At 39.0% G+C, this 25,458-nt stretch carries 28 protein-coding genes; all 28 read right to left on the bottom strand.

Features of this window, described 5'->3' with window-relative positions:
* Positions 1–299: 299 nt before the first annotated feature.
* Positions 300–689 (bottom strand): RidA family protein, encoded by a 390-nt coding sequence (locus ID165_RS01240; protein WP_192348594.1) that lies wholly within the window; start codon positions 687–689, stop codon positions 300–302.
* Between the two features lie 135 nt (positions 690–824).
* Positions 825–1,733, bottom strand: a complete 909-nt coding sequence (locus ID165_RS01235; protein WP_225586935.1) for an alpha/beta fold hydrolase — start codon at positions 1,731–1,733, stop codon at positions 825–827.
* Between the two features lie 96 nt (positions 1,734–1,829).
* Positions 1,830–2,813 (bottom strand): type I glyceraldehyde-3-phosphate dehydrogenase, encoded by a 984-nt coding sequence (locus ID165_RS01230; protein ID WP_192348593.1) that lies wholly within the window; start codon positions 2,811–2,813, stop codon positions 1,830–1,832.
* A gap of 493 nt (positions 2,814–3,306) precedes the next feature.
* Positions 3,307–3,624: a GNAT family N-acetyltransferase gene (locus ID165_RS01225; RefSeq protein WP_192348592.1), complete on the bottom strand. Its 318-nt coding sequence runs from the start codon at positions 3,622–3,624 to the stop codon at positions 3,307–3,309.
* 282 nt (positions 3,625–3,906) lie between these two features.
* Complete coding sequence (locus ID165_RS01220; protein ID WP_192348591.1) at positions 3,907–4,887, bottom strand: alpha/beta hydrolase; 981 nt, start codon at positions 4,885–4,887, stop codon at positions 3,907–3,909.
* Between the two features lie 109 nt (positions 4,888–4,996).
* Complete coding sequence (locus ID165_RS01215) at positions 4,997–5,278, bottom strand: UBP-type zinc finger domain-containing protein (protein ID WP_192348590.1); 282 nt, start codon at positions 5,276–5,278, stop codon at positions 4,997–4,999.
* A 2-nt stretch (positions 5,279–5,280) separates the two neighbouring features.
* Positions 5,281–6,930 carry an FAD-dependent oxidoreductase gene (locus tag ID165_RS01210; protein ID WP_192348589.1) on the bottom strand — a complete coding sequence of 550 codons (1,650 nt, stop codon included), beginning with the start codon at positions 6,928–6,930 and terminating at the stop codon, positions 5,281–5,283.
* 57 nt (positions 6,931–6,987) lie between these two features.
* The gene (locus tag ID165_RS01205; RefSeq protein WP_192348588.1) at positions 6,988–7,245 is read right to left on the bottom strand and encodes a glutaredoxin domain-containing protein; all 258 of its coding nucleotides are present in this window, start codon (positions 7,243–7,245) and stop codon (positions 6,988–6,990) included.
* The gene (locus ID165_RS01200) at positions 7,238–8,419 is read right to left on the bottom strand and encodes a cation:proton antiporter (protein WP_192348587.1); all 1,182 of its coding nucleotides are present in this window, start codon (positions 8,417–8,419) and stop codon (positions 7,238–7,240) included. The genes ID165_RS01205 and ID165_RS01200 overlap by 8 nt, the downstream gene beginning before the upstream one ends.
* 10 nt (positions 8,420–8,429) lie before the next feature.
* On the bottom strand, positions 8,430–8,642 hold the full coding sequence (locus ID165_RS01195; RefSeq protein WP_192348586.1) for a (4Fe-4S)-binding protein: 213 nt from the start codon (positions 8,640–8,642) through the stop codon (positions 8,430–8,432).
* Positions 8,643–8,812: 170 nt separating this feature from the next.
* Positions 8,813–9,094, bottom strand: a complete 282-nt coding sequence (locus ID165_RS01190; RefSeq protein WP_192348585.1) for a GNAT family N-acetyltransferase — start codon at positions 9,092–9,094, stop codon at positions 8,813–8,815.
* Positions 9,095–9,106: 12 nt separating this feature from the next.
* The gene (locus tag ID165_RS01185; RefSeq protein ID WP_192348584.1) at positions 9,107–10,447 is read right to left on the bottom strand and encodes an alginate export family protein; all 1,341 of its coding nucleotides are present in this window, start codon (positions 10,445–10,447) and stop codon (positions 9,107–9,109) included.
* A 69-nt stretch (positions 10,448–10,516) separates the two neighbouring features.
* Entirely contained in the window at positions 10,517–11,038 is a 522-nt protein-coding gene (locus tag ID165_RS01180; protein WP_192348583.1) for a YceI family protein, read from the bottom strand.
* Between the two features lie 33 nt (positions 11,039–11,071).
* Positions 11,072–12,871: an amidohydrolase gene (locus ID165_RS01175; protein ID WP_192348582.1), complete on the bottom strand. Its 1,800-nt coding sequence runs from the start codon at positions 12,869–12,871 to the stop codon at positions 11,072–11,074.
* A gap of 207 nt (positions 12,872–13,078) precedes the next feature.
* The gene (locus ID165_RS01170) at positions 13,079–13,765 is read right to left on the bottom strand and encodes a hydrolase (protein WP_192348581.1); all 687 of its coding nucleotides are present in this window, start codon (positions 13,763–13,765) and stop codon (positions 13,079–13,081) included.
* Between the two features lie 540 nt (positions 13,766–14,305).
* Positions 14,306–15,586 (bottom strand): alginate export family protein, encoded by a 1,281-nt coding sequence (locus ID165_RS01165; protein ID WP_192348580.1) that lies wholly within the window; start codon positions 15,584–15,586, stop codon positions 14,306–14,308.
* A gap of 89 nt (positions 15,587–15,675) precedes the next feature.
* Positions 15,676–16,698 (bottom strand): Atu2307/SP_0267 family LLM class monooxygenase, encoded by a 1,023-nt coding sequence (locus ID165_RS01160; RefSeq protein WP_192348579.1) that lies wholly within the window; start codon positions 16,696–16,698, stop codon positions 15,676–15,678.
* Positions 16,699–16,979: 281 nt separating this feature from the next.
* Positions 16,980–17,894: a pirin family protein gene (locus ID165_RS01155; protein ID WP_192348578.1), complete on the bottom strand. Its 915-nt coding sequence runs from the start codon at positions 17,892–17,894 to the stop codon at positions 16,980–16,982.
* A 108-nt stretch (positions 17,895–18,002) separates the two neighbouring features.
* The gene (locus ID165_RS01150; RefSeq protein ID WP_192348577.1) at positions 18,003–19,190 is read right to left on the bottom strand and encodes an amino acid ABC transporter substrate-binding protein; all 1,188 of its coding nucleotides are present in this window, start codon (positions 19,188–19,190) and stop codon (positions 18,003–18,005) included.
* A gap of 39 nt (positions 19,191–19,229) precedes the next feature.
* Positions 19,230–19,859, bottom strand: a complete 630-nt coding sequence (locus ID165_RS01145) for an NAD(P)H-dependent oxidoreductase (RefSeq protein ID WP_192348576.1) — start codon at positions 19,857–19,859, stop codon at positions 19,230–19,232.
* Positions 19,860–19,878: 19 nt separating this feature from the next.
* The gene (locus ID165_RS01140) at positions 19,879–20,193 is read right to left on the bottom strand and encodes a hypothetical protein (RefSeq protein ID WP_192348575.1); all 315 of its coding nucleotides are present in this window, start codon (positions 20,191–20,193) and stop codon (positions 19,879–19,881) included.
* 62 nt (positions 20,194–20,255) lie between these two features.
* Positions 20,256–21,749: a hypothetical protein gene (locus ID165_RS01135; protein WP_192348574.1), complete on the bottom strand. Its 1,494-nt coding sequence runs from the start codon at positions 21,747–21,749 to the stop codon at positions 20,256–20,258.
* Between the two features lie 24 nt (positions 21,750–21,773).
* Positions 21,774–22,148: a nuclear transport factor 2 family protein gene (locus ID165_RS01130; RefSeq protein ID WP_192348573.1), complete on the bottom strand. Its 375-nt coding sequence runs from the start codon at positions 22,146–22,148 to the stop codon at positions 21,774–21,776.
* A gap of 10 nt (positions 22,149–22,158) precedes the next feature.
* Entirely contained in the window at positions 22,159–22,575 is a 417-nt protein-coding gene (locus tag ID165_RS01125) for an OsmC family protein (RefSeq protein WP_370539725.1), read from the bottom strand.
* A 40-nt stretch (positions 22,576–22,615) separates the two neighbouring features.
* Positions 22,616–23,569: a hypothetical protein gene (locus ID165_RS01120; RefSeq protein ID WP_192348572.1), complete on the bottom strand. Its 954-nt coding sequence runs from the start codon at positions 23,567–23,569 to the stop codon at positions 22,616–22,618.
* A gap of 53 nt (positions 23,570–23,622) precedes the next feature.
* Positions 23,623–24,579, bottom strand: a complete 957-nt coding sequence (locus ID165_RS01115; RefSeq protein WP_192348571.1) for a PD40 domain-containing protein — start codon at positions 24,577–24,579, stop codon at positions 23,623–23,625.
* A 227-nt stretch (positions 24,580–24,806) separates the two neighbouring features.
* Positions 24,807–24,998, bottom strand: coding sequence for a hypothetical protein (locus tag ID165_RS01110; protein WP_192348570.1), 192 nt, complete (start codon positions 24,996–24,998; stop codon positions 24,807–24,809).
* Between the two features lie 13 nt (positions 24,999–25,011).
* Complete coding sequence (locus ID165_RS01105; RefSeq protein ID WP_192348569.1) at positions 25,012–25,368, bottom strand: nuclear transport factor 2 family protein; 357 nt, start codon at positions 25,366–25,368, stop codon at positions 25,012–25,014.
* Between the last annotated feature and the right edge of the window lie 90 nt (positions 25,369–25,458).

The following is a 25,458-nucleotide window of genomic DNA, read 5'->3' as shown; positions in this document are numbered from 1 at the left end:
TTAAATATATCAACGTTATAATTTTAATAGTAAATAGTATTATTACTGCCTTTTAGCAGTGTGGCAACCTAGACTTTATGTTTTCATTAGTCAAGCTTGAAAATTTATTCTATAAAATTTTTCAAGCTTGACTATTCATATGATTATAATTTGACTTTTAAATGCCTTGTAGCCTGTTCCGTCCGCCGTGGCGGATCGGGAGAATCCCGCAAGGCAAATAATCATCCCAGTTTATATAGCCTGCGCTGTGTCTGCATGCCTCGGGCAGGCTCGACACCATAACATCATGAGCTTTACTTTCACTTCACTACAGTCGCCTCAAGTTCAACTGTTAAGGTCTCGAAAAGACTTACTACTTCAAGTAAGGTAAGAGCCTGTTTTATATCATTCTTTTCTATCCAATTTTGTAGTATATTGAAATGTGGCCAAAGCTCCTTTGTTGAAGTTGTATAAATATTAAGCCTTACGATGTTTTTGCACTCATAATCAGCCTCAGAAATTACTTTTTCCAAGTTTCTAATTGCCAATTCCAATTGGGTTTTCATATCTGCGGTGCTGGATATACCATCATCGTCAATAGCAGTTTGACCAGAAACATAAAGGGTTCCCGCTACATTCTTTACTTCGACCGCTTGATTGTAACTACGTTCGTTTTGCCAAGCCCATGGGTTAATTATGCGTTTTTCCATTTTTTATTTTTATTTTGCGATTAAATCGCAGTTTTTGGATTTATTAAAAAAAACATTAATACACTGTTATACTTTTACAATAAAAATTACATATAATACATTCTCATATTTATAATATATATATTATAAAATTAATTATATCGTTAGCGTTTTTACCTCACTCATAAAAGCTCTAATTTTACGTATTATTTCATCACCATCTTCTTCCAGCGCAAAATGCCCTGTATCGTAAATATTATAGTCAATATCCTTAACATCTTTTTTAAATGCTTCTGCACCACTTTCGGGAAAATATTCATCATTTTTTCCCCAAACGACCAGCAAGGGTGGCTGATTATCCCTTAGGTATTGTTGCCATTTTGGATATTGTTCTAAATTGCTTTGGTAGTCGTACCATAAATCTAGATTTACCTTATGCGCATTAGGACGACTCATTCTTAGGTAATCCAACTGCCAAGTATCAGGATTTACGTTTTCGGGATCTCGCGTTCCGTGGGTATATTGCCATTTTAGTCCCTCCAATGTAAAAGCCGGCAGCAAAGCCTTTTCGGTACTTTCGTTTCTGTCAGCCCAAAAATCCTTTATCCCTTTCCACGCCTCCCCGATGCCTTCCTCATAAGCATTTCCATTTTGTGTTATTATTGCAGTTACCCTTTTTGGATTTGCTGATGCGATTCTAAATCCGATAGGGGCACCGTAATCCTGCATCATTATCGCATATGAACTAATACCTTTTAGCTCTAAAAAGGAGTTCATCGTAACGGCAATATTGTCAAATGTATATTCATACGCTTCGGGAGATGGAAAATCACTGTTCCCAAATCCCGGGTAATCGGGTGCTATTAAATAAAATTCATCCGAAAGTTGATTCAACACTTTCCTGTATTGATGGGAAGAGGAAGGGTAACCGTGCAGTAATACGATCACTGGCTTTTCGGCATTTCCTGTTTCACGATATGCGATGTTTACGCCATTTACCTCTAATGTTTTATATTTTATTTGTTGCATTTTATTTTCTTTTTTAATTGGCACTTTATTTTCCATAGTTGAATTCTCTTGACATCCCGAAATGACATCAATAACTTCACTATCAGGATCGATTCATTTTCAGTATGTACCGGTGCTTTTTTTATACACTAGTTACAATTCTTGGATTTGTCTAACCATTTGACTGGTAAACCCCCACTCATTGTCATACCAGGCCATTACTTTCACTAGATCTCCATCTACTACACGTGTCATTTCAAGATCCACAGTAGCGGCAAATGTACTTTTTATCATATCCGAAGAAACCAAGGGCTCGTTGCTAATATCCAGGACTTTTTTGTAACGCGGGGTTTCAGCTTCACTTGTTAAAATCATATTTATTTCTTCCGCAGAAGTTGGACGCTCTGTGACAAATGTAATATCTGATATAGATCCTATAGGCACTGGTACACGAACAGCTATTCCATCAAATTTGCCTTCATATTCCGGAAGTGCTTTTGTTACTGCTATTGCAGCTCCTGTTGATGCCGGAGCAGAATTGATAGCTGCACCCCGTCCCATTCTCCGTTCTTTTTTTGATGGAGCGTCAACTAATGACTGTGATGCCGTATAGGCATGTGTAGTGTTTAAAATTGCCTTTTTAATACCTACTCTACGACCTATAATTTCAATAATAGGACCTATGTTATTTGTTGTGCAGCTGGCGCATGAAAAAACCGATACTTTTCCTTCTTCTGTATTCACACCATGAATTACGGTAGGTGTATCCTTGGTAGGCCCTGAAATAACCACAAATTTAGCACCAGCTGAAATATGCTTTTCAGCATCCAGTTTGTTAGTAAAAAAGCCAGTACTCTCTATAGCAATATCTACATTTAGTTCGTCCCACTTCAATGCAGCAGGGTCTTTAATCATGGTATATCTGATGAACTTCTCATTTATAACTATATGGTCATCTTGTATAGTTATTTCTTTGTCAAATCTCCCATAAATACTGTCGTATTTAAAAAGGTAGACTGCGTTTTCAATAGTCATAAGATCATTTATCCCCACGACTTCCAACTCTGGAGTTTCCAATATAATTTTGAGGGATGCTCTTCCTATTCTACCAAAGCCATTAATTCCGATTCTCTTCATATGATTATATTTTACGATTAATTAAATAGATGCTGCTTTTAAATTAGCTATTGAATTTAAGTTTATTCAACATTTCATTTGTCACCTCATTAGAATAGATACTAAACGAATTAATTAAAGTACCCTTTAGGCTATACTTATCCGAAGTAATTACATATAATATTGCTGAATTTTCCGGGCTCGAGTCATCATCTTCAAACCTATAAAAATGATCTATATTGAATTCATCATGAAATATTCTATATCGCCCATCTCTGCATTCTAGGCAATTTTGCTTTAAATTAAAGTCCTCCACATAACCTTCTTTCTTTAGATCGCTTAATGCCTCAATTAAATTATCGTATGAATTCATCTGATTATAATTTGATTTTCAATGGTCATACCTGCCTGCCGGCAGGTGGAATCTTTGACGATTAATCCGCCAGTCGGCGGAGCCCTGTGTGTTTTAATGATGACTTTAATCGTGTCGATTTCATTTTAGAATGTTATTGGATTAAAGCTTGTCGTAGCCTTTAAACTTTTTACTTACAATGCGTTTCCATTCAGGAAATCTTTTGATATAAGCGAATACAAAAGGACAGAAAGGCAATAACTTTAGATTATGATCTTCGAGATAATGTAAGGTCTTTTCAACTACAGCACTGGCTGCGCCAGTCCCTTCTAATCCAGGGTCAGTTTCGGTGTGGACAAGAGCTATCTGGCTCCCAAATTCACCGTAATTGGTAAAGGCATATTTCTTCTCTATTTCTATTTCGAAGCGCCTTTTACCTTCGTTTTTTATTAAGGGAATTTCTACAAATATTGGCTTCATAAGTTTCTTATATTTAAAGTGAGTAGTTCCTGCTATCTAAATCCTTTACTTTTAGCTATTACTTTTTCAATAAACCACCCTCATTTTTTAGCCATTCCTACGTGGGCCTGTCTACGGATAGTTCAGTGCCATTTTAAGCGGGATCATCAAGATAAATTGCATGGGAAATCACGTAGAAAGTGAACAGGCCCTATACCCTATATCGGTGACATCTTAACCTCATTCCATTTTTGATTTTTGGTAGCAATGCCAGCGTAAGCTGACACTGCTTATGACCAAATTTTACTCAATGAACAATGCTTCCCGCAATACTGCAGAAGCCTGGGTCAATGCCTCCTGTACACCCGGAATATGTGATAATGGATTCAACATACCATAATCATGTATCATTCCTTTATACACAGTAACAGTAGTTGGTACACCGGCTTCATCCAGTTTACGGCCGTAGTCAACCCCTTCGTCAAATAAGATGTCATTTTCAGCAACCTGAATTAGTGCGGGTGGCAATCCTTGTAATTCCTCCAGGGATGCATTAATAGGAGAAACATACTTTTGCTTCCGATCTTCAGGATTAGGTATATACATATCCCACATCCATTTCATTATCGGAGTAGTTAAAAATCTACCCTGTTCAAATTTTTTATAAGACAGCCGGCTAAAATCCGAATCCACAAGCGGCCATAGCAAAAGCTGGAAAGCTATTTTGGGACCATTTTTATCTTTGGCCATCATGGATACGACTGTGGACATATTACCGCCCACACTGTTTCCTGCAACTGCCAATCGGGTACCGTCTACTCCGATAGTGCTTCCGTTTTCGGAAACCCATTTGGTAGCAGCATACCCTTGGTTAATAGCCACAGGGAATTGGGCATCGGGAGTCGGGGTATAATCCGGAAAGACCGCAACTGCACCGCTTTTCACTACCAGATCCCTCACCAAGCGCCTGTGTGTGGGATAATCCCCCAGTACCCATCCGCCACCGTGGAAGAACATAAACACAGGCAGATTATCCTTGGCACCTTTCGGCTTCACGATATGAATGGTTACCGTTTGACCATCTTGTGTTATGGTTCTTTCCGATTCTTCAATGTCACTATAGTCATAGGACACTGAATTTTGTGCTCCCACAAGAACTTGACGGGCATCTTTTGGGGATAATTTTTCCAAAGGCGGCCCATCTCCACTGTTCAATGCCTTTAAAAAAGCACGTGTATCTTTTGAAATGTTCGGATCCTTTTCCCCAGGAATTGATTGTGCCATAATACTTGTATTTAAGTTGAGTAAAATGAAAATAAAGGCTGCTATTGATGATTTGATGTGTTTCATAATACGTTGATTAATGTGGTTGAAATTGAATAAATACATGGGGTTAGTTTAAAGGTCTTTTGAGCTTATCTTTATAACACCAAGCAAATTTTGACCAAGGCTTGGGAAGAATTGAAGTAACTACCGGGTGGCCGGTCGTCTCAAAATGTTTTTGAGCGTGCTGATTTTGGGATGAATTGCAACATAGTACTGTTCCGCAAGTTTGGCAGAGTCGCAGATGAATCCATTTGCCTCCAATCTTTACACATTCTTCACACACTTTGATCTTGGTGGTTTTGAATTTCCCGCCATTCAAATGCTCACAATATTTTTCTGCTTCCTCCATCCCTATTGTTCTAACCTGCTCATTTTTAGCTCAGCCAAGTATTGATGAACCTGACTAATGGCCATGGAACCTTCACCGACGGCGGACGCGACGCGTTTTACAGAACCTTTCCTTACATCACCTACAGCGAAAAAACCCGGTATGCTCCCCTCCAGGGATTGTGGTTTTCTTTGTTCAAAGATGGAACATGTGGTCATTGCCGCTTCCATGACATCTACGCCCGTATGAATGAATCCCCTATCATCCATCGATACAATTCCATGCAACCATTCTGTACAGGGTTTTGCACCTATGAAAGTGAATAAGTTGGTTATCCCTATGATTTGAGTTTTCCCATTGGTATCCAGTACCAAATACTGTAAGTGATGCGCGCCGTTCAGTTGGACCACATTGCTGTTTTTATGCACAATAATATTGGGCGAGGAATAAATTCTCTGGACCAAGTAATCGCTCATTTTATCCCCTAGATCATCCCCTCGGATAATCACATGCACCTCGGCGGCGTGGTCAGCCAAAAACAATGCAGCCTGACCTGCGGAATTTCCACCTCCTACCACACCCACCAATTCATTTTTGCAGGCAGAGGCATTCATTCCGGTAGCGGAATAAAAGACACCACTGCCTTCGAACCGTTCAATACCCTCTACAGGCAGACGCCTGTAGTTTGCCCCGGTGGCAGCGATGAGTGATTTTGCCTTGATATGTTTTTCATTTGACGCGCATAATGTAAAGTACTCGCCATTATATTCTACTTTTTCTGCTTTATGCGGAATGGAAATCGTACACCCAAATTTCTGCGCTTGGAGGTAGGCCTTGTTGGCAAGGTCATGTCCCGATATACCCGTTGGAAAGCCTAAGTAGTTTTCAATTTTTGTGCTTTTCCCTGCTTGTCCACCGGGGGCATTGCCATCAATGGTCACTACGCTTAGCCCCTCCGAAGCGGCATACACACTTGCCGCCAACCCGGAAGGTCCCGCACCGACTACCAAGACATCATAGATCGTATCCTCAAACTCCATTAATACCCCTGTTAATCTCGCCAGTTCAGCAATAGTGGGATTTTTATAAATTTCACCTGACATACTGATAAGAATTGGCAGATCCGCATAATTAAGGTTAAAGCTTACAAGCAATTCCTTGGCTGCAATTGATTCATCAATGTTGAGAAAGGAGTGCCAGATGTGGTTTTTATCCATAAAGTCACGGAGACCATAGGTCTCTTTGGATTTTTCGGTACCAATCACTTTTACTCCCCCACTTAGCTCTTTTAGCATAACCTCTTGCCTTAGAAGAAATGCACTTAAAAGCACATCACTTATACCGCTGTGTTTGGAAATAATTCCTTTCAGGACCTCAGGCTTTATGCGCAGCACGCTTGCTCCTTGGGACGCATAAGCACTAAACGGTATGCTCCTATTTGACAACATACTGCTGTCGCCGGTAAACTCATTGATCATATGTGTAGCCAAAACACGATTATCATCATGTGGGTCCCTCATATTTATCTCACCATCCAAAACGACATAAAAATCATAGTCGCTGTCACCCACCTGAAAAAGCACAGTTTCCTTATCAAAGGTTATTATAGTACCAAATTCCTTTAGGGTGCTGATTTGTTTTTGTGTCAAAACAGGAAATCTAGGATCAGTCATTATATATAGTTTTATTAGTAGTAAAGATTGAATTATTGTTTATCAAAATCACCGTCATCATAGATCGATATTGTGCTTCAGTAAAAATTCATTAAGTTGTGATATTGTTGGATTTTTAATAAAATCTTTGTCAACCATAACTGTAGGGAATTTTAATTTCCCATCATAAAGTGTACGGATCCTAGTATTTGCCTCAGTATCAGTTTCCACATTAAAATCATCAAATTCTATCCATTTACTTTGCATATAATTGCGTAGCACAGCTGACTTGGGACACCAATCGGTGCCGTATAGTTCTAATTTTGGCTTATCCATTTCTAGTATTTATTTTTTTAAACATTGGATATATTCGTTCAGCATTCGTCACGATAAATGGTGTAAGAGACATTAGTATGATAGATACCGCCAAAAATATTTGATAGTTGTTTGCACTTATCAATTCATATTTTAATCCGCTTTGCGCAAGTACAAAAGAAAACTCACCTATTTGTGCGATAGAGAACCCGACAGCAAAAGCTGTCTGCCACTGAAGTCCCAAAACTTTTACGGCAAGGATACCTGCAGCCGCTTTTACAACAAATGCAAATAGTATCCAAAACACAATCCAGCCAAAATCAGTCATAAATACTTCATAATTAAGCAGCATGCCCATAGAGATGAAAAAGAAACTCATAAACACATACCGAAAAGGTAAAAAACAGGTAATGGCCATATGGTTATAGTCCGTTTCAGCAATAATCAGCCCTGCGATAAAAGCACCTAAAGCAAGGGACAACCCCAACTGTTCAGTAAGTAATGCAATACTGGTTACTATAAAAACCGTGGCAATTAAAAACACCTCTTGGCTTTGTACTTTCATTACGGTTTTTAAGAAATAAGGAATTATAAAACGAGTTAGTAGGTAAGCAATACCACCCATTAACATTAATTTACCCAATAGCCAAGCTAGTGCCTCCCATAAATCCCCCCCTTCACCGGCGATAATGGGTGTGAATAACATGAGTGGAACAATCATAATATCCTGAAATAGTAAAACTGCAAGGATAAATTTACCGTGAGGTGTAGCTATTTTATTGGAATCTTGCAATGTTTTTATCACAATAGCAGTACTACTCAACGCATATAAAAATCCCCAAAACACACTTTCTTCCCAGCTGGGCCGCATCACAAGCCAAATAAGCACTGAAGTTATAATTATAGTAAAAAATACTTGTGCACTACCACCGCCTAAAACATATTTTTGAATCTTTCTGAGGTTAGTAAACGAGAATTCAAGCCCAATAGTAAATAAGAGAAGTATAATCCCAATTTCCGCATATACTTCTACCTCTTCCATGTCTGCAAAATAGCCTGAGGTATTTGGACTAAGCAAAACCCCGGTAATAAGATAGCCAATAATGTATCTTATTTTAAGAACCCTGCAAATAATGATAACAGCTGTAGCGATGCCAAAAATGGCACATATGTTTATAAGAATATGGTGTTGCATAAGGCTTGCTTTATAATTCCCGGTAACTTAATGCTTTTGATGGACAAGCATTTATTTGACTCTTTAACGCTTCTAACGAAGCATTTTCAGGCTTAATCCATGGTGATGTCTTAGGGTCATAAACCTTAGGCAATGTTTTTACGCACACACCGGAGTGGATACACTTTTTGGGTTTCCATATTATTGTTAAATCATCTTTTTGATATTCTTTGATAGTTTCCATAATTCAGTGATTTATTGCTCATATATATCCCTTTTCTGCCAGTAAAGAGACTTGAGCATTAGAGGGTTCGGAATGCACAACGCCACTTCGGCCGGCCCGCTGTAGCGGGTCTTGTAGCCAGCAAAACAAAGAAAATATGGCTACTGGCATTATTGCGGATAATCAAACAATTATTTTAAGACATCCCTAATATCATCCGACTTTCGGAACATAGCTGTGGCAAAAGGACACAAGGGAATAATCTTAATATTTTTCTCTCTGGCCATTTCTACGATTTTGTATAGTATTTGCTTTCCTACACCTTTGCCATTATATTCAGGCTCCACATAGGTAGAATCTATAATGATCAATTCCTTTCCTGCTATGGAATAGGTCATTGTCCCTATACTTTTGCCATTCTCCTGTGCAGTTGCAGAGCCTTTGGCACCTTCTTCTTTTACTAGTATTTCCATAGTTTATTAGTTTTAAAATTTTATTTCTGAAGTAAACACAAAATGATATAATGTATCTTCTCTATTACTGTTTGCAAGAAATTCCCCTGGAAAAATCACATTAGATTCCAGTTCAAAGAAAACAAACTTGTTGAGCCGGTAATTGACTATTGTTCCTAATTGATGTGCTATAAATCTTCCGTTGCCAATAGCCGGATAATCCAAAGTCAATGCGGCTCCATATACTCCATCCAATAAAGAATACCGCCAAAAAGCAGCATAATCAAATGATACTTCCCACTTATTAAAATATGTATTGATATAAGGATGAACATCTATCAAGTTGGATGGCCCGAACCGTGCAACCCTGCCAAAATAAGCCCCTCTGGGATACAGGGCATCAAAGGTGTTCATTTTGTTGTCAGCAGGATCTTTATCCCCACTTATAACCTCTGTTTTCAAACCCAAATTGACTCTTTCCCCAACTAGATTTACTTCTCTTTCAACATTAATGGAAAGTGTCCAAGCCGAAATTGTCTGATCTCCAAACTTCCCAAATTGATAAACTACTTCATTATTGTATGCTAGCTTTTTATATTTACCAAAGTGTCTGATTCCCACAGATGCCCTCCGCTCGTTTTCCTTACCACTGGCATAGATTGCATCATTTTCTTTTTGATATAAAACATAAGCATCCAAATTCGTTGTGCCGGAAAAGCCGGTCGTCGTGTAAACACCTGAAAAGGTTTCCTCAAAATTCAAGTAACCATTATTAAATACGCCAGAAACCGGTTGTACAGGAATGGAGTAAAATGTTTTTGCCTTAAAATTGTTGGTTTGATAATTAAACTCGACAAGATCAAATGCTCTTCTGACATTGGGGCCTTCCCGTATATCTACTAATCTTCCGGAACCTAACCGCATGTTATATCTCCCCCCGCTAACATCCCACTTTGGAGTGAATTGATATTTGGCAAACAACTGGTTTACATAAAGCTCGTCTTTATCTACAGGGCCAATATCTTCTTTGTCCGTTACCAAACTGCTACCAAGTTCTGCAAACAGTTCAAAACTCTTACCTACTTTTAAGTGAGTATGTAGCAGAAATCTATTTAAGTACCAGCTATTATCCTGACTTATATTGCTGTCAAATTCACCATTTATAAATGATTCAGCCTGAAATCGCCAGCTTCCTCCAACCGAAAGTGTCGTTTTTTGAAACAGATTTATTGCTTTTATATTTTGATACATAGTATTATTCCCGAGTATATCCAACATCTCCAAATCATCATTTTGACGTAACAAACTAAATTCCTGACCGTAGGCAGTAAATTCAAACGTAATGAAAATCAGGACACATACTATTAATTTCACAACTTAAGACTCGTGTAGTATTTACAAAATAAGAGCCCATTGAAGGATACTTATTTTATATATGACAATTTAAACTTTCTTAATAAATTGAACATTTATAATTAATTTCACAGTATCACTTACTACAATATTTCCAGATTCGGTCACAGCACTCCAAGTAAGATTAAAATCCTTTCTGTTAAGAGTTCCGGTAGCTTCAAAACCTGCTTTTGTTTGGCCATAAGGATCTACAGCTATACCATTGAAATCAACATCCAATTTAATTTCCTTAGTAATATCCCTGATAGTTAAATTCCCCACTAAGATTTCTCCATCAAAGGATGTTGACTTAAATACTAATTCAGGATACTTTTCTGCATTGAAAAAATCATCTGATTTTAAGTGTGCGTCCCTATCCCCGTTTTTTGTGTTGATAGATGCCGTTTGGGCAGAAAAGTCAAAATCCGCATCAATGAAATCATCATTACTACTTTCAGCTGTTGCATGAAAATTTTCAAAATGACCGGTCACGGTAGAAATCATCATGTGTTTTACCTTGAAGCCGATTTCAGAATGTGCTGTGTCAATAATCCACTTAGTTTTTGCTGTCATGCTCATTACATTTTTATTTAAATAATAATTAATTTATTTGTTTTGATAACCTCCGTAAAAATTTATCGGAGACCAGTTTGGCATTACCTCCGGCAACTTTGGGTTCATACCTACATATTCATCTGAAGCAAAAACCACTTTCCCTCCCACTACAGTAAGTATTGATTTTATATTGTTGATTTCTTTCTCGGGAATTGTAAAATAATCATCGGATAATAATGCAAAGTCTGCAAACATCCCCTTTTCCAACGTTCCTTTTACAGTTTCCTCATCAGAAATCCATGCGCTTCCATGCGTGTATAAGCGCAATACTTCTTCCCTTGATAACTGGTTTGAAGGTTCAGCCAATTGAAAATCCCCTACAGTCTTGCCTGTAATCAACCAATATAAAGCCGGCCATGGATTGTAGCTTGCCACTCTGGTACCATCCGTCCCAGCTCCTACAGGGAGTCCAATATCTATCATCTTACGAACCGGCGGCGCCTGTTTTGCTTTTTCAACCCCATAACGTTCGACAAAAAACTCACCGGCGTATGCAAGACGAGCCTGAATTGCTATACCACCGTTTAAGGCTTTTATCCGGCTTAAATCCTCATCCTTAACTGTTTCCGCATGGTCAAAAAGCCATCTTTTGGAAGCCAGTTTTCCATTGGTTTCCCGATTTACCTCTTCAATTACATCCAACATATTGGCTATGGTTTCTCCATAAGTAGCATGGATCCGAAATGGCCAACCCTTGTCCACGTGAAGCCTAATAATTCTCTTAAAATCTTCTCTCCAGGTTGTCCTGTCTTCCAGCATGGGCTGGGGAGCCAAAAAATTTTCAAAATCGCCCGCGCTCCAAGTCAAAAACTCCCCGCCTCCTTCTAGCTCATACCCGTGGTCCAAATGCAGTTCCCCATTATGACCAGCCTCATTGTTGGCCATCCATTCCTGAAATTCAGCATATTCTTCTCCCTTGTTTTGGGGAAACAAATAATAGGAAAGACGGATGGGCATCTCACCTGCTTCAGCTAAAAGCCGGGTTGCTGAATAGTCTTCGGGAAATTGATGACCTCCCCCGCCGGCATCGATACCGCTGGTAATCCCAAAGCTGTTCAGTTCTCGATAAAACTGTTTGGTGGAGTTTATCATTTCCTCCTTGGGCAAGGGAGGTAAAGCAGCAATCCTTTGGTATAAAATTGTAGGATTTGGTTCTGCCAAAAGAACCCCGGTCAATTTACCATCCGGTCCTTTTTCAAAACTACTTCCTTCCGGTGCTTCTAAATTTTCATCTATACCCATCGCTTCTAAACCGGCAACATTCAGCCAGCCTCTGCTGTATAAAAACAGTACAAAAGCAGGGACCTCACCGGTTGCTTCATTGATTTCTTCGGAGGTAGGAAAGCGTTTTTCTTCAAACTGAAAGGGGCTCCATCCTCCGATTACCCTCACCCACTGACCTTCCGGGGTTCTTTCAGCCTGCTCCTTAAGCATTTGTAAGGCTGTTTTCAAAGTTCTTACCCCATCCCAGCGCAGTTCTGTGTTATAAAACCGTCCACCTCTTGTCAGATGCAGGTGGGAATCATTGAGCCCTGGAATTAAAGTTCTTCCTTTGGCATCAATGGTTTTGGTGTTTTCATTTACAAACTTGAAAATCCCTGCATTTGATCCTGTCTCCAAAACCATCCCATCCTTAATGGCGATGGCTTCAGTGAATGTTTTATCAGTATCCATAACAGCAACTTTAGCATTGTGAACAATCAGGTCAGCATACTTAATATTCTTGTTTCCCTTAATAGAACACGAAACAATGGCCAGATAAACAATAGAGGTCGATATAAATTGTTTCATGTGATTATAATTTGTTTTTAATGGCCACATGGAATCTCGCATATGGGATAATCATCCCAGTGTGTGTCGTTTTAGTCATGCTCGATTTCATGTGATTATAATTTGATTCTTAGCGGCCACACCTGCCTGCCGGCAGGCTCGATTTTATAACAGGTTCTCCATGTAAAGTGCCACCTGCATTGCTGCAGGCTACTTTTACATATGGGACTAGTGTTTAAGCATCTCTCTGGCATATTGTACACCTATACCGTATGCACCACCATATTTCACAACCAGATCATTTACAGGCTTGTAGGTTTCCTGTCTGGCCCAATCCCTTTGTAACTCTAGTAGATATTGCAACGAAGTAATTGGTTTCGCACCTGCCTGAACCATACGGGTAATTGATTGGTCGTGGGCTTCTTTTGAAATATCACCTGATGCATCAGTAATCACATAAACATCATACCCTTCGCTTATAGCAGACAAAACCGGCCCTACGATACATACACTGGTCCAAAGGCCTCCCATAACCAATTTCTTTTTTCCCTTTTCCGTTATGGCTTTATGAGCGTTAACATCTTCCCATGTATTCATTGTAGTACGGTCCATGTAGGTTGTTTTATCCGGATATGCCTCCAAAATTTCCGGAAACACCGGACCGCTAAAGGATTCTTCTGCCACGGTGGTTATTACCGTAGGTATTTCAAATATTTTGGATGCACCCACCACTAGTGCAACATTATTCCTCAATACATCCATTGAAATACTATTAGTTGCAAAAGCCATTTGACCTTCGTGGTCTATCATCACCAACGCATGGTTAGTGGGACTCAATAACTCCGGGCTTGGCTTTTGTGCAAAACCTGATACGGATAAAAATCCAACTGCGATAAATAAAATTGTTTTCTTCATTTTTTTTGTATGTTCTGACGGTTATAAACAGTTATTTTACACATATTATAAGCATATATTATTCTCTACCCATAAAGCGAAATAAGGATATTACAATTGAGTAAATCGCTATTACCTACCATATTACTATTCTCAAATTGTCCCGAACTATAAAATCCAACACTAGAAATTAAACTTAAATAACAGATGATCATAAATCACTCACTATTCATTTCATTGGAATAATAAAACTGCATTTACAATGATGCTATATAACAAGTATTACTAATCACGTGCCAACTTTATATTAATTTGATTTTCAATTAGTTAGATCATTTTCTTGACAAATAATTTTCTTAAATATTTCATTTTTCTGATATTTAAGAAATTTTTATGTGCATTTTAATAGCCACAGGAAATAAAAAATCCAATGTGTAAATTACTAGGCAGACAAAGTTTGAATGTCTGCTTTTTTTGATTGGAAAAGAGTTGATCTGGGAATTTTCAGTAATACTAAAGAATTTATCTTTAGACTGTGACTTCAGAAATTCATACTTCTGCCTAGAATTTTACTTGGGCACTGATAAATCCAAATAAAATATCATTACCTACGGTAACGCTCTTAAGGTATTTCCCAGAATTAAACCAACTCATACCTGTGGTCAGGGAAATATGCCTAGTAGGTTGAAAAATAAATACACATGAAATCTGACTGCCTATATAGCGGGCAGGTGTATCATCGAATTCGAAATACGGGATCATATTTGGTCTATAAATCCCGTCACCTATACTGTATCGCCACAGAAAGGAATAATCACAGGAAAAAGACGTTGTATTACCTAATTTCAGACTCACACTTGGGTGGACATCAATAAGGTTGCTTGGCCCTAATGGTGCTGCCATGCCAAAATAGGCACCCGGAGCAAACAAAGGATTCAATGTTTGATGCTTCCGGTCTGTATTACTTTTATCTCCACTGATTATATCAGTCTTAAGACCAATCACAGGAGAATATGCCATTTCATTAAATCGATATGAGGTGGCAAAGGCAGTACTCCATGCAGCTATTTTTCTGTCTCCTATTGTTCCAAATTGATACCCTCCCTCTAAATCATAGCGCCATCTTCTACCGTATTTAACTATCCTGGCGGCCAGGGTATGCCTTTTTTCTATTCCCGCACCATCATTAAACAGCGCTTCGGCATTGTAAAATCCCAAGTAATAGAAATTAAGATTTAGGTTCTCCTTCGATGTTGAAATATCAGAAAAGGCACCCCAAAGTCTTAAGTCTGAAGAAGAGGTATCGTCAAAAATCCCGATCTTATCTTCCACGGCGTGCATATAAAACACATCAGTATTGACCTTTTGCTGCCTTATGATAGCCTTAATCCCATCAAAAGATCGACGGCTATTCGGAGCATCCCTAACAGAAATCAACCGCTGTGATCCATAACTGAGTTCTTGCCTACCAGCTCTTAGCGTCAGTGATATGCGGTTAAAAGGCTTATAATCTATAAACAGCTGATGAGCCTTCAATGGATTCTCTTCAACGGGCACGAAAATCTTCCTGCTGTTTGCAAGGGCGCTTTGCACTTCTGCAAAAATGCGTACCTTCTTTGAAAGGTGCAGGTCTGCGTGAAGCAACCATCTTGTCAACATAAACCCGTCCTCATCCCTCAAAGCAGGATTCCAGCCCTCATTATTCATAATCAGGTACTGGACTCTAAAACTGCCACCAAAACTGACATATATTCCCTTATTGATCTTCAAGTATTTTAAACTAGAATACCAGTCGTTTACTGTATCCTTCTCCAATACGGAATAATCTTCGTCATATCGCATTTGTTGAAAAGGAACAACTTGCTGCCCGTGCGCCGAAAAGCAAAAAAATACTAACAAAAGAAAGACTGTACGCACGGGTAGCAAATCTTTTATACAGCGTGCTTAATAAGCGGGATAACCTTCGCGCCGATCAATTCAATGGAGTGTAACAATTGCCGGTGAGATAATCCTGCATTATCCATTTGAAACGTAAACCGGTCAATGCCGCCAAGAGCCTTACTGTGCCTTAGCAATTTTTCAGCAACCTCTTCCGGACCACCAACTACCAATACTCCTTTGGGAGCGACCAGTGAATTGAATTGCGTCCGGGTTACCGGTGGCCATCCACGCTCTCTCCCTAATTTGGTCCACAGCTCGGCATACCCAGGATAATAATCTGCAATCGCCTGTTCACTCGTTTCAGCCACATACCCGGGAGAATGAAGTCCGACTTTCAGCTGTTCCGGCGAATAGCCCGCTTTTCGACCAGCTTCGCGATACAGATCGACCAGAGGTCGGAACCGTTCTGTTTCACCACCTATCACGGCTACCATTAAGGGCAATCCCAATGATCCGGCACGCACAAATGATTCAGGAGTACCTCCCACTCCCAGCCAAACAGGCAGTTTTTTCTGCATTGCTCTGGGATATACAGGTAGGTTTTCAAGAGAAGGCCTGAATTTACCTTTCCACGTAATGAATTCATTCTCACGTATCTCAAGCAGTAATTCCAGTTTTTCTTTAAAAAGGGCATCGTAATCTTTTAGATTATAACCGAACAGCGGGTAGGCTTCTATCGCAGATCCCCGGCCTACAACCAGTTCTGCCCGGCCCTTTGAGATAAGATCAAGCGTTGCAAAACTTTGATAAACTCTCACGGGGTCATCAGTGCTTAACACTTTAACAGCACTGCCAAGAATAATCCTTTTGGTCCTTGCCGCCGCTGCGGCAAGGATTACTTCCGGGGCAGAATCAAGAAATTCCCTTTTATGATGCTCACCGATGCCAAATACATCAAGCCCGGCTTCATCGGCAATTGAGATCCGATCCAATAGCTGCTCCATTGCATCGACGTTACTAAGCGAATTACTGCCATACATTGCCGAAGCAAAACTATCTATTCCTATTTCCATTTTTTCTTCTTTTTAGTACTGTTGTTGAAAACTCTTGTTTTTAATACTGATCTTAAACTTCTCTCTTAATACTAAGAACCTGAGTTCGATTAATTAATCGATAATTATACCGCATGGCATATGTTTTGACTTACTTTAAACAAACCTTTCCCAAAGATTCAATTAATTTTAAGAGTCTAATGCAACTATAAACTCTGACAGATATTAAGAAATGTCAACTAAACATCAACTTTGGAAAAGTTGATCAATAAATTAAGGTCGAATTCAGGTTAAGAGCTTGTTTATGAAAGTGCATTGGGAGGCGGACCTCCTGCCGGCCTGCTCTTCTCTTCAGGCAAGGGAACATATTCTTCACTGTCCATAGGTGGCAAAACAATGCGTCCCTGTTTCCAATCCTCCTTGGCCTGTTCAATCCTTTCTCTTCTACTGGACACAAAATTCCACCAGATATACCGATCACCCAGGTGTTCGCCACCAAGCATCATCAACGTGGTCTTTTCCTTGGCTATAATCAATGGGTCAACTCCTTTGGTGAACACCATCAGATTTCCCGCTGCATAGGTGATCCCGTTTACTTCCACGCTCCCTCTGACAATGTAGGCTCCCCGCTCGCTGTGCCCAGTAGGCAAGCCAAAATGAGTCCCCTGCTCCAACACCACATGCACATAAAACATGGGCGAATGTGTCTTGACATTGCTTTTCAAGCCATAGGCATCTCCTGCAATCAATCGCATCCAAACCCCTGTATCCGTAAATACAGACAATTTTTCCGGCTTATAGTTTTCGAAGGACGGATCGCTTTCTTCATCCTTTTCAGGAAGCGCTACCCAAGTTTGAATCATTTCCAGTTCCCCTCCGGCCAGCATCGCCGGATCTTCAAACCGTTCGCTATGTGTAATCCCCTTTCCGGCAGTCATCCAGTTTACTTCACCGGGAGTTATCACCTGCTCTATTCCCAGGCTATCCCGATGAGTCACATTTCCGCTGAACAAGTAACTGACTGTGGATAAACCAATATGGGGATGTGGCAATACATCCAGACTACTTATGGATCCTTTCGGCATAGTTAATGGACCGCCATGGTCCATAAAAATAAAAGGCCCCACCATCCTGCGAAGCTGATAGGGAAGAATACGTTTAACTGCAAAGTCTGATGAGATTTTAGCCTCTCTGGCTTCTATAACAATATCCAGCATAATTAATAAATTATTGATAATGATAAAGTAGATTTCATATTTGTTATTTAGCTGAAATTGACTCTCTATTTTTAATAGTACTTACAACACCCTCATCAAATCACTTATTTATGGAGCGTAAGGGTACAGTAATGATCCAGAGGCATAGGCTGGAGGCTCTACAACCACTTGCACCCGGCTATCTTTAAAAGTTTCAATTTCATGGTCATCGATGTGTTGAAATTGTACTTGCAAAACCCGTGGTTCTGCCCACTCACCTCCTTCATCAAAACGCACGCTGCCCATTACTGTTTCAAAGGTATTTGCCCTGCAATATGCTGCAAGAACCTCATCATCCAGACTAGCTGTCATCTTAACCGCCTGCTCAAGTATTTGCAGTTGCGCATACGCCAAGGGCGCCATATAGTAACCCAGTGCATCTACATTATTTTCAATTGCCCTTTCCTGATAGATGGCTAACATATCAGCAACCCCCGGAAAGTCCATCTTTGGTACCGGCATCCAATATTCATAATTGACGAAACCATTTAAAAGCGGACCCAGTTCCGTTTTTACGGAAGCACTCTGGGGGCCAATCATAGCTCCTCCAACCATCTTCGGACGATAGTCACTTTTATGAATCGCACGGACCAAACCTATAGAATCCTTCAAATAAGAACATATGAAAAATAGATCAGCATTAGTAGCTTGTACCCGGTCTATCAGGGATGTGAAATCTTCTGTTGACAGTGGGTAGGTTTCCTGATAAACAACCTGAAAACCATATTTTTCTGCATTTTCTTTGGCACCAATAACCGGATTTTTTGAAAATTCCGCATCGGCAGAAAGTATGGCGACGGTGAGAGGTTTAGGCCTTTGGGAAGCTGCAAGGGCAAAAAAGCCTTCCGTAAGCGTTGAATTAGGCTTTGGGCCTGTAGGAATCATCGCAAAATAATTCGCGTATTTCAGGTTTAAATTAACCCCTAACCCCATCAGTCCGACCAAAAAACGTTTACGCTCCATAATAATGGGCATCGAAGCTGCAATAGTATTGGTTCCATAACCTCCAATAACCAAATCTACTTTATCCTCATCCAAAAGCTTTTTATAGCTATCGTATACTTGTAAAGGATCTCCATTGTCGTTGTAACAGACCAATTCTACTTTACGACCAAGAAGCCCTCCTTTACTGTTGATGTCTTCTTCCCAAATGCTGTGTGCTAGCATTACTGCTTTTGTATTCTCTGCCACTGGACCGGAAAGTGAAAGGCTGTAACCAATGCGAATAGGATTATAGACTATTTTGTTTGACTGCATATTCAAATTCACTTTAAAATATTTTGAATTCCTTACTGTTTATTTAATGGTTATCACAAAATCTTCTTTTGGCCACCTTACTTTTTTCAGCAGGGCATTGGAATCATTTTCTTCATCACGATAACCCAATGCCATCAACACAACACTTTTCAACCCCTTTTCTTTTAATCCCAACAACTCATCAAAATGCTCCGGGTTAAACCCTTCCATAGGTGTTGCGTCAACCTTTTCCGCTGCTGCGGCTATCAATCCGGTACCCAAAGCGATGTAAGCCTGTTTTGTCGCCCAAATAACATTTTCTTCGTCAGTTTTCAGTAATAATCCATTCAGTGCTTTTTCCTTGAAGACTGCCAAACTCTCCACAGGTATTTCACGCTCCTTGGAAATCAACTCAATGTACTTTTCAATTGTCTCCGGTTTGATCGAATCGAATGCGGCGAATACCAATAAGCGGGAAGCTTCTGTAATTTGTGGATTAAATGAATAGGCACTCAATTTTTTCCTTACATCAGGGTTTTCAACTATCAAAATCTTATAGGGTTGGATTCCAAATGAAGATGCGGAAAGGTTGATCGCCGTGATGATCCTTTCCAATATGTCTTCAGATACTCTTTTGCTACTATATTTCTTGGTGGCATACCGCCATTGTAATGCTTCTATTAATTCCATTTTCTTCCAATCTTTAATTCTATGATGGCTTAATTGTTCCTTTCATGGTATAAAAACTACCATCCGGCAAGGTTGCATTGCTATAGATGATGCCATTTTCATGATCTTCCACATGCGTTACGGTAGCACCGGATATTTCCTTCCATGCCACCATATATACCTGCGGACGAACTTCAGCAATGGTAGTCTCTACCTTCTCTACATAACCGGTTTCGGTTAAACCTCCTCCTTCTATTACAGTAAAGACCATGGATTCATCAGTTTCGAAGTAGAGTTCGGTTTTCAAAACGCCTACATCCATTATATATCTGTTTCCTGTTAGTTTGTTTTTCATTTTTAAATCTGTTTAAAATAATCGTTAATTTTATATGGTTAAATTACTGTGTACTATTGTCATCACCATTGATATATTTTTGACAGATCGGCATTCTCAGTTAAGCTTACTTTCGGTATATTATCGTTGAATTCAATACTAAATTCATGAATAAGTTTTATAGTATTAAAATCAATGGGCTGTCCTGCTATCATATAATGTGCTATCTGCTCTTCCAGCTCTTTTTTATCCAGGTATGTTGCACCTATGTTGATAAAATCATCAACCGTTAACACCTCATCCTGCTTTTTTTCCTTTCTAAACTCATACAGGTCAAGTAGCATATTCCTAATGGTGAATTTTCCATTCGACGCTAACCTGATCTGGTTATCAAGGTAAAAAGCGTAGATGCATCCCCGTCTGTAAGGAAGCACACCGTAGTTGCTATAATCCGTCCAGTATTTCGCAGCAATGGAGTCATTGTGTACACCTTTGACGTTGCTTTCGTAATGTCGTTTTAAAGTCTCTTCATTCAGGTAATATAGAAAGTCCTCCTCATCGTAAATTTTGCTGTTTGCCAAATTAATGATGGTGATATAATCGTTAAACCCTTCACCAAACCATTGATTATCAAAGCTGTCATTACCTAACATCATCTTGCTTCCTATCCAGCTGTGAGAAGTTTCATGCGCCGTAACGTACTTTACCCTTGTGTCAAATTTTTTTCCCAGCTTCATTACAAAGCCGTTCTTGATCCCAAAACCGCCAGCTCCAATTTCTTTTTGATTGTTTTGTAGTGCCGTGACGGCTAAAAAATAGAACGGGAAATCGGCATCCTTCCAGAACCTGTGGATACTCGGAAAATAGCTTTCAAAAAAAGGAATGAAATTTCCTTGAAGATCATTTCCATATTTATCTTCATTAGTGGTGACGCAATAGTAAGGGACACCCATCACGTTGTATTCCTTCACCTCAATATTATCTCCTATAACAAAGTATATGAGATCTGAAAGGTCGTCGTATTGAGCTGAAAGTTTTTCTAATGGATTTTTCTCGGACGGATGGACGGAATTGAAATAAGTGAAATTTTCAGGATATTTACGCCATCTGAAAGATACCAAAGGATTACTTTCATCAGTTACGTCTAAGGCAAACTGTAAATTTACCAAGGTCAATATTCCTTTGGTGATTACAGGTCTGAACAGTTCCGTTTGTGTTGTTACAGTCGGTTTGTCATCATTAAATGAACTGTGTATTTCATAGCTGATACTGTGTTTTTTTGCACCGTTATGGTATGTGGTGATTCGCCTGTTCGCTTCATCAATCCTGAGCACTTCAGGTTTGGTAGCACGAATATTTTTGACCACGTTAAATATATCATGTTGTCCACCAAAATCCGGGTCTCCGAATATAAAGACGGTACTGTCTTTTTGAGAAGCAGAATAGGTGAGTTCAACCTTTAAAATAGAAGATTCACCATCCCAGCTAAGCACATAATCCATGAAGGGCTTTTGCTCAGCATAAGAATAGCTGCTACAGATTAAGAGAAGTAGTATAACGATCTTGATTATTTTCATTTCACTGAGCTTTATTATGCATTTTTACAGCCTTACGGAAGTCATCCCATTTCCATTGGCAGATTTTGAAGCAGGAATCTCTTCTTGCACCACATCCCAATGCTCTGCGATTTTCCCATCTTCTAATCGGAATATATCAACCACTATAACGGGAGCCGGACCCCAACCATGTACCAGGCTATGCGTGATCACGATATCATTTTCTTCCACTATAATACCGGGCTGCCACTTAAAACCTGAATCTAAAACAGGTAAGAGCTTTCTAAGTCCTTCATGGCCATTGATCATCGATGGGTTGTGCTGTTGGTAGGATTCATGCCAATACCGTTCGATGGCCGTACTGTCTTTTTCGTGGAACAATTCATTCATTGCTTTTAATACGATTTCTTTATTGTTCATAATTCTTAATTTACAGTAAGGTTGTCTTTAGTGATATTTTTAGATTGTATGCGTTGCTTACGGGACAGGTTTCTTCTGCAGATTTTGCTAATTTTTGAAAATCCTCTTCCGTAATACCTGGAATTTTTGCAGTCAAAACCAAATCAGATTTTGTGATCACACCATTATCCAATGTGATAGTTGATGTCGTGGTCAGTTCCTCAGGAGTGTAGCCTGCGGAGGTGAGATCAGCACTCAGTTTCATAGTAAAACAGCCTGCATGCGCCGCTGCCATCAGTTCTTCGGGGTTGGTGCCTGTTCCGTTTTCAAAACGGGAGACAAAAGTGTAAGGAGTCTGTTTTAAAATCCCACTTTGGGAAGTCAGGTTTCCTTTGCCTTCTTTAATCGTGCCGTTCCATACGGCTGTTGCTTGTCTTTGCATGTTCATAGTTGTATAATTTATTTGAGAAACTTATTAATGGTTATAGTTAGTACTCCAATACATAGATTTTTTTATGCTCATAATCCCAAACCGTTTTATACTTAGCCAGAAATCGGAAAGCGAAGGTTAAATCATTATCCTCTGTTATCCCCAAAGCTCTTCTAACCGGGCTATCATAATCTGTGGAATCTCTATAAACACCTATGAGATTGACAGTCAGCTGTGGGTTCATTTTAACTTTATTCAAAGAATACAAATTGTCACCGGAACCATCTTTCCCATAATCGATAAGAGCTTTTTTCTTCATTAGTTTTTCAGCATCGCTATCAGTTATTTCTAAACTTCCATTAGAACCTCCTGTGTCAAATGATGCAAGCATCTCAACATCATATACTTCTACTTTTATCATTGGAAAATTGGGCTGTCTTCTAATTTCAAAGTCTAATACGGTTACTACTTTTTCTCCATTTAGAAAATCTTTTGAATCTTCTCTTATAGAGGTATTTTTATAAAAAGTTAGCATCCTTTTGGTATAATCTAGTTTAAAAAGATATCCGTTGAAAAAGTTATGTCCTATATATCCTATGCAATCAGGAGTGATGCCATTTTGTAAAAAATCGTAATTGGCACTTGGGACTTGCTTAAGATTTTGAAAATGTAGGCCGTTTACTAAAATCACCTCCTCTATAATATCATTGGTATACCTTCTAAACTTCTGGCCGCTTCCGGTAGAGCCTCCACCTATCTCCTTTTGGGCGGTGAGTGGAACAATATTATTATTAATAGATAAAGCTTCTTTATGTCCAGTATCAAACATAAATTTTCCTTTAACTCCGTTGATTTCACCTGAAATAAAGGGATAAGAATCTACAATCGTCAGGGGAAAGTAAACAACATCCCCTGTCAACTGAAATTCATTTTGAATTACATGTTTCTCACTATTTTGAGCACATATAATAGGAGAAATCAGTAGAAATGCCAGAGTGTAAATCGTTTTCATTATTAATAGTATTTTATTTTACAATATTTATTTTAAAGACAGTCATAATACTCTTAATATGGTTGATATAAGGGATGAGTAAAATAATTATTCTCACCAAAAGTAAGTTGTTCTTTTTCCAACGTTTGGAGATCGATCTTAAACAAATTCATAGTGGGTTTATTACCAGAGAGAAAATCGGTTTCGGACTGGCTTGCTCCACTGTACACTATTGATTTTCCGTCTAAAGAAAATGAGGGTGTCAATTCTGTTAGGTTGGGTGTGTCGGTAATATTCCTACTATTTTTACCGTCAGTATCTATGATGTATATATCTCCTTTTAATGTAAAGCACATCAATTTTCCATCCGGTGAAATATCCGGAAATATTCCTGTAGTCGACACGCTCTCCATACTCATCCCCTCCAAGGACAATAAAAATTTAAAGCCTGTACTGTCGGGATCTAAAACATATACATCCTTAAATGTCGAATTTTCAACACTCTCTTTTTCATCTATGTTCGAGACAAAAGCTATACGGCCATCGGGAAACACCGTTGGAAAAAACTCCCAACTCGGCGATTTGGTAAGATTTGTAAGGTTCAAACTATCTTTTACACTGTATATCTCTGCATTACCATCTATGTTTTTCAACACAAAAATGAGCTTTAAATCCCTATGCCATTCCAAAACACCTTCATCTGATTTTCCTTTTGGTTTGAGCACCAATTCTCTATTACTTCCATCAGCATCGACTATATAGGTACCTCTAACGCCATCTACTGTTCCGGTGAAAGCAAATTGGCTACCGTCTGGGCTCCACACAGTTCGTCGGTATAGGCCACTTGACGACTCCTCAATGTTTACTAAGGATTTAATACTACCATCGTTTTCGTTTAATACACAAAGACTCATACTGTTTTCATCGAAAAACCCTATACGATTCCCATGCATTCTATCTGTAGTCCTAATTTTTGAACTACAGCTAATATTTATTAGGACTACTAACAACAGGAGCACATTTATTTTCATGTTTATATTATTGGTTAATTTATATAATAAAATAGCATTAGGTTATTTGGAAAACTCTAGCTTCAAAGGTTAGAGTTATATCCTACCCTAACCAATGCGATCAACCTATATTCTATTAGTAAATTCATCTCTTACACCACACCATATACTAATAATTATCAGGATGGCCAATATTAGCAAGACGGCTAATTTAATCTGATCAGATTTATTAACAATCATTCTCTTAACTACCTTTTTTGAATTATTTGCCCATATTTCCCCAAATAGAAGTCGCTGCAAGCATCCCCTATTTCAGTTAAACTATCCATTACAAATGGATCTTCAGCTTCGGGATACCTATTCGCCAATAATCGATGAATTGTTAAATCGCCGATATCAGCTCGTTGTCCTTTTGTTGAAAAACTGGTTTGCTTTTTCATACTTCAATTTTCATCAGTCAAGAAACACATATAATGATTCTATTTTTCCATCTTTAAAGACAGCGATATCCATTCCTGTTGCTACAATTGATTCTTTATTTGGTCCCATTCCCCAGAGCAACCTTCCCATGTTGTTATTGATAACAACTGGTTTAAGTTTAAAAAAAGAAAACTCCGAAGGCATATTTTCCAGCACATGATTCACACTTTCATTGATTGACTTATGCCCTGTAATTTTATGCCCTACATGATATAAAGTACTATCAGCAGTGTAGATAGTTTGAATGGATCGCAATCTTGCAAAAGCATCTCTTTGGCTCCATACCTGAGCCAGATTTTCTTCCATGAGAAGGGATAGGTCATTATTCATATGTTTATATGTTTATAATTGTTCTTCAGTGGTCATATGGAATCTCGCTGGGTTTATAATCATCCCTCTCTGTGCCGTCTACGACATGCC

The sequence above is a fragment of the Algoriphagus sp. Y33 genome (genome assembly GCF_014838715.1).
Classification (GTDB): Bacteria; Bacteroidota; Bacteroidia; order Cytophagales; family Cyclobacteriaceae; genus Algoriphagus.
The sequence above is the reverse complement of the archived record's forward strand: the minus strand, read 5'-3'. Positions and strand labels throughout refer to the sequence as shown.

Coding starts and splice junctions, on each gene's coding strand:
- ID165_RS01240 (WP_192348594.1), bottom strand. CDS start 689: ATGGAAAAACGCATAATTAACCCATGGGCTTGGCAAAACGAACGTAGT.
- ID165_RS01235 (WP_225586935.1), bottom strand. CDS start 1,733: ATGGAAAATAAAGTGCCAATTAAAAAAGAAAATAAAATGCAACAAATA.
- ID165_RS01230 (WP_192348593.1), bottom strand. CDS start 2,813: ATGAAGAGAATCGGAATTAATGGCTTTGGTAGAATAGGAAGAGCATCC.
- ID165_RS01225 (WP_192348592.1), bottom strand. CDS start 3,624: ATGAAGCCAATATTTGTAGAAATTCCCTTAATAAAAAACGAAGGTAAA.
- ID165_RS01220 (WP_192348591.1), bottom strand. CDS start 4,887: ATGGCACAATCAATTCCTGGGGAAAAGGATCCGAACATTTCAAAAGAT.
- ID165_RS01215 (WP_192348590.1), bottom strand. CDS start 5,278: ATGGAGGAAGCAGAAAAATATTGTGAGCATTTGAATGGCGGGAAATTC.
- ID165_RS01210 (WP_192348589.1), bottom strand. CDS start 6,930: ATGACTGATCCTAGATTTCCTGTTTTGACACAAAAACAAATCAGCACC.
- ID165_RS01205 (WP_192348588.1), bottom strand. CDS start 7,245: ATGGATAAGCCAAAATTAGAACTATACGGCACCGATTGGTGTCCCAAG.
- ID165_RS01200 (WP_192348587.1), bottom strand. CDS start 8,419: ATGCAACACCATATTCTTATAAACATATGTGCCATTTTTGGCATCGCT.
- ID165_RS01195 (WP_192348586.1), bottom strand. CDS start 8,642: ATGGAAACTATCAAAGAATATCAAAAAGATGATTTAACAATAATATGG.
- ID165_RS01190 (WP_192348585.1), bottom strand. CDS start 9,094: ATGGAAATACTAGTAAAAGAAGAAGGTGCCAAAGGCTCTGCAACTGCA.
- ID165_RS01180 (WP_192348583.1), bottom strand. CDS start 11,038: ATGACAGCAAAAACTAAGTGGATTATTGACACAGCACATTCTGAAATC.
- ID165_RS01175 (WP_192348582.1), bottom strand. CDS start 12,871: ATGAAACAATTTATATCGACCTCTATTGTTTATCTGGCCATTGTTTCG.
- ID165_RS01170 (WP_192348581.1), bottom strand. CDS start 13,765: ATGAAGAAAACAATTTTATTTATCGCAGTTGGATTTTTATCCGTATCA.
- ID165_RS01165 (WP_192348580.1), bottom strand. CDS start 15,586: ATGCGATATGACGAAGATTATTCCGTATTGGAGAAGGATACAGTAAAC.
- ID165_RS01160 (WP_192348579.1), bottom strand. CDS start 16,698: ATGGAAATAGGAATAGATAGTTTTGCTTCGGCAATGTATGGCAGTAAT.
- ID165_RS01155 (WP_192348578.1), bottom strand. CDS start 17,894: ATGCTGGATATTGTTATAGAAGCCAGAGAGGCTAAAATCTCATCAGAC.
- ID165_RS01150 (WP_192348577.1), bottom strand. CDS start 19,190: ATGCAGTCAAACAAAATAGTCTATAATCCTATTCGCATTGGTTACAGC.
- ID165_RS01145 (WP_192348576.1), bottom strand. CDS start 19,859: ATGGAATTAATAGAAGCATTACAATGGCGGTATGCCACCAAGAAATAT.
- ID165_RS01140 (WP_192348575.1), bottom strand. CDS start 20,193: ATGAAAAACAAACTAACAGGAAACAGATATATAATGGATGTAGGCGTT.
- ID165_RS01135 (WP_192348574.1), bottom strand. CDS start 21,749: ATGAAAATAATCAAGATCGTTATACTACTTCTCTTAATCTGTAGCAGC.
- ID165_RS01130 (WP_192348573.1), bottom strand. CDS start 22,148: ATGAACAATAAAGAAATCGTATTAAAAGCAATGAATGAATTGTTCCAC.
- ID165_RS01125 (WP_370539725.1), bottom strand. CDS start 22,575: ATGAACATGCAAAGACAAGCAACAGCCGTATGGAACGGCACGATTAAA.
- ID165_RS01120 (WP_192348572.1), bottom strand. CDS start 23,569: ATGAAAACGATTTACACTCTGGCATTTCTACTGATTTCTCCTATTATA.
- ID165_RS01115 (WP_192348571.1), bottom strand. CDS start 24,579: ATGAAAATAAATGTGCTCCTGTTGTTAGTAGTCCTAATAAATATTAGC.
- ID165_RS01110 (WP_192348570.1), bottom strand. CDS start 24,998: ATGAAAAAGCAAACCAGTTTTTCAACAAAAGGACAACGAGCTGATATC.
- ID165_RS01105 (WP_192348569.1), bottom strand. CDS start 25,368: ATGAATAATGACCTATCCCTTCTCATGGAAGAAAATCTGGCTCAGGTA.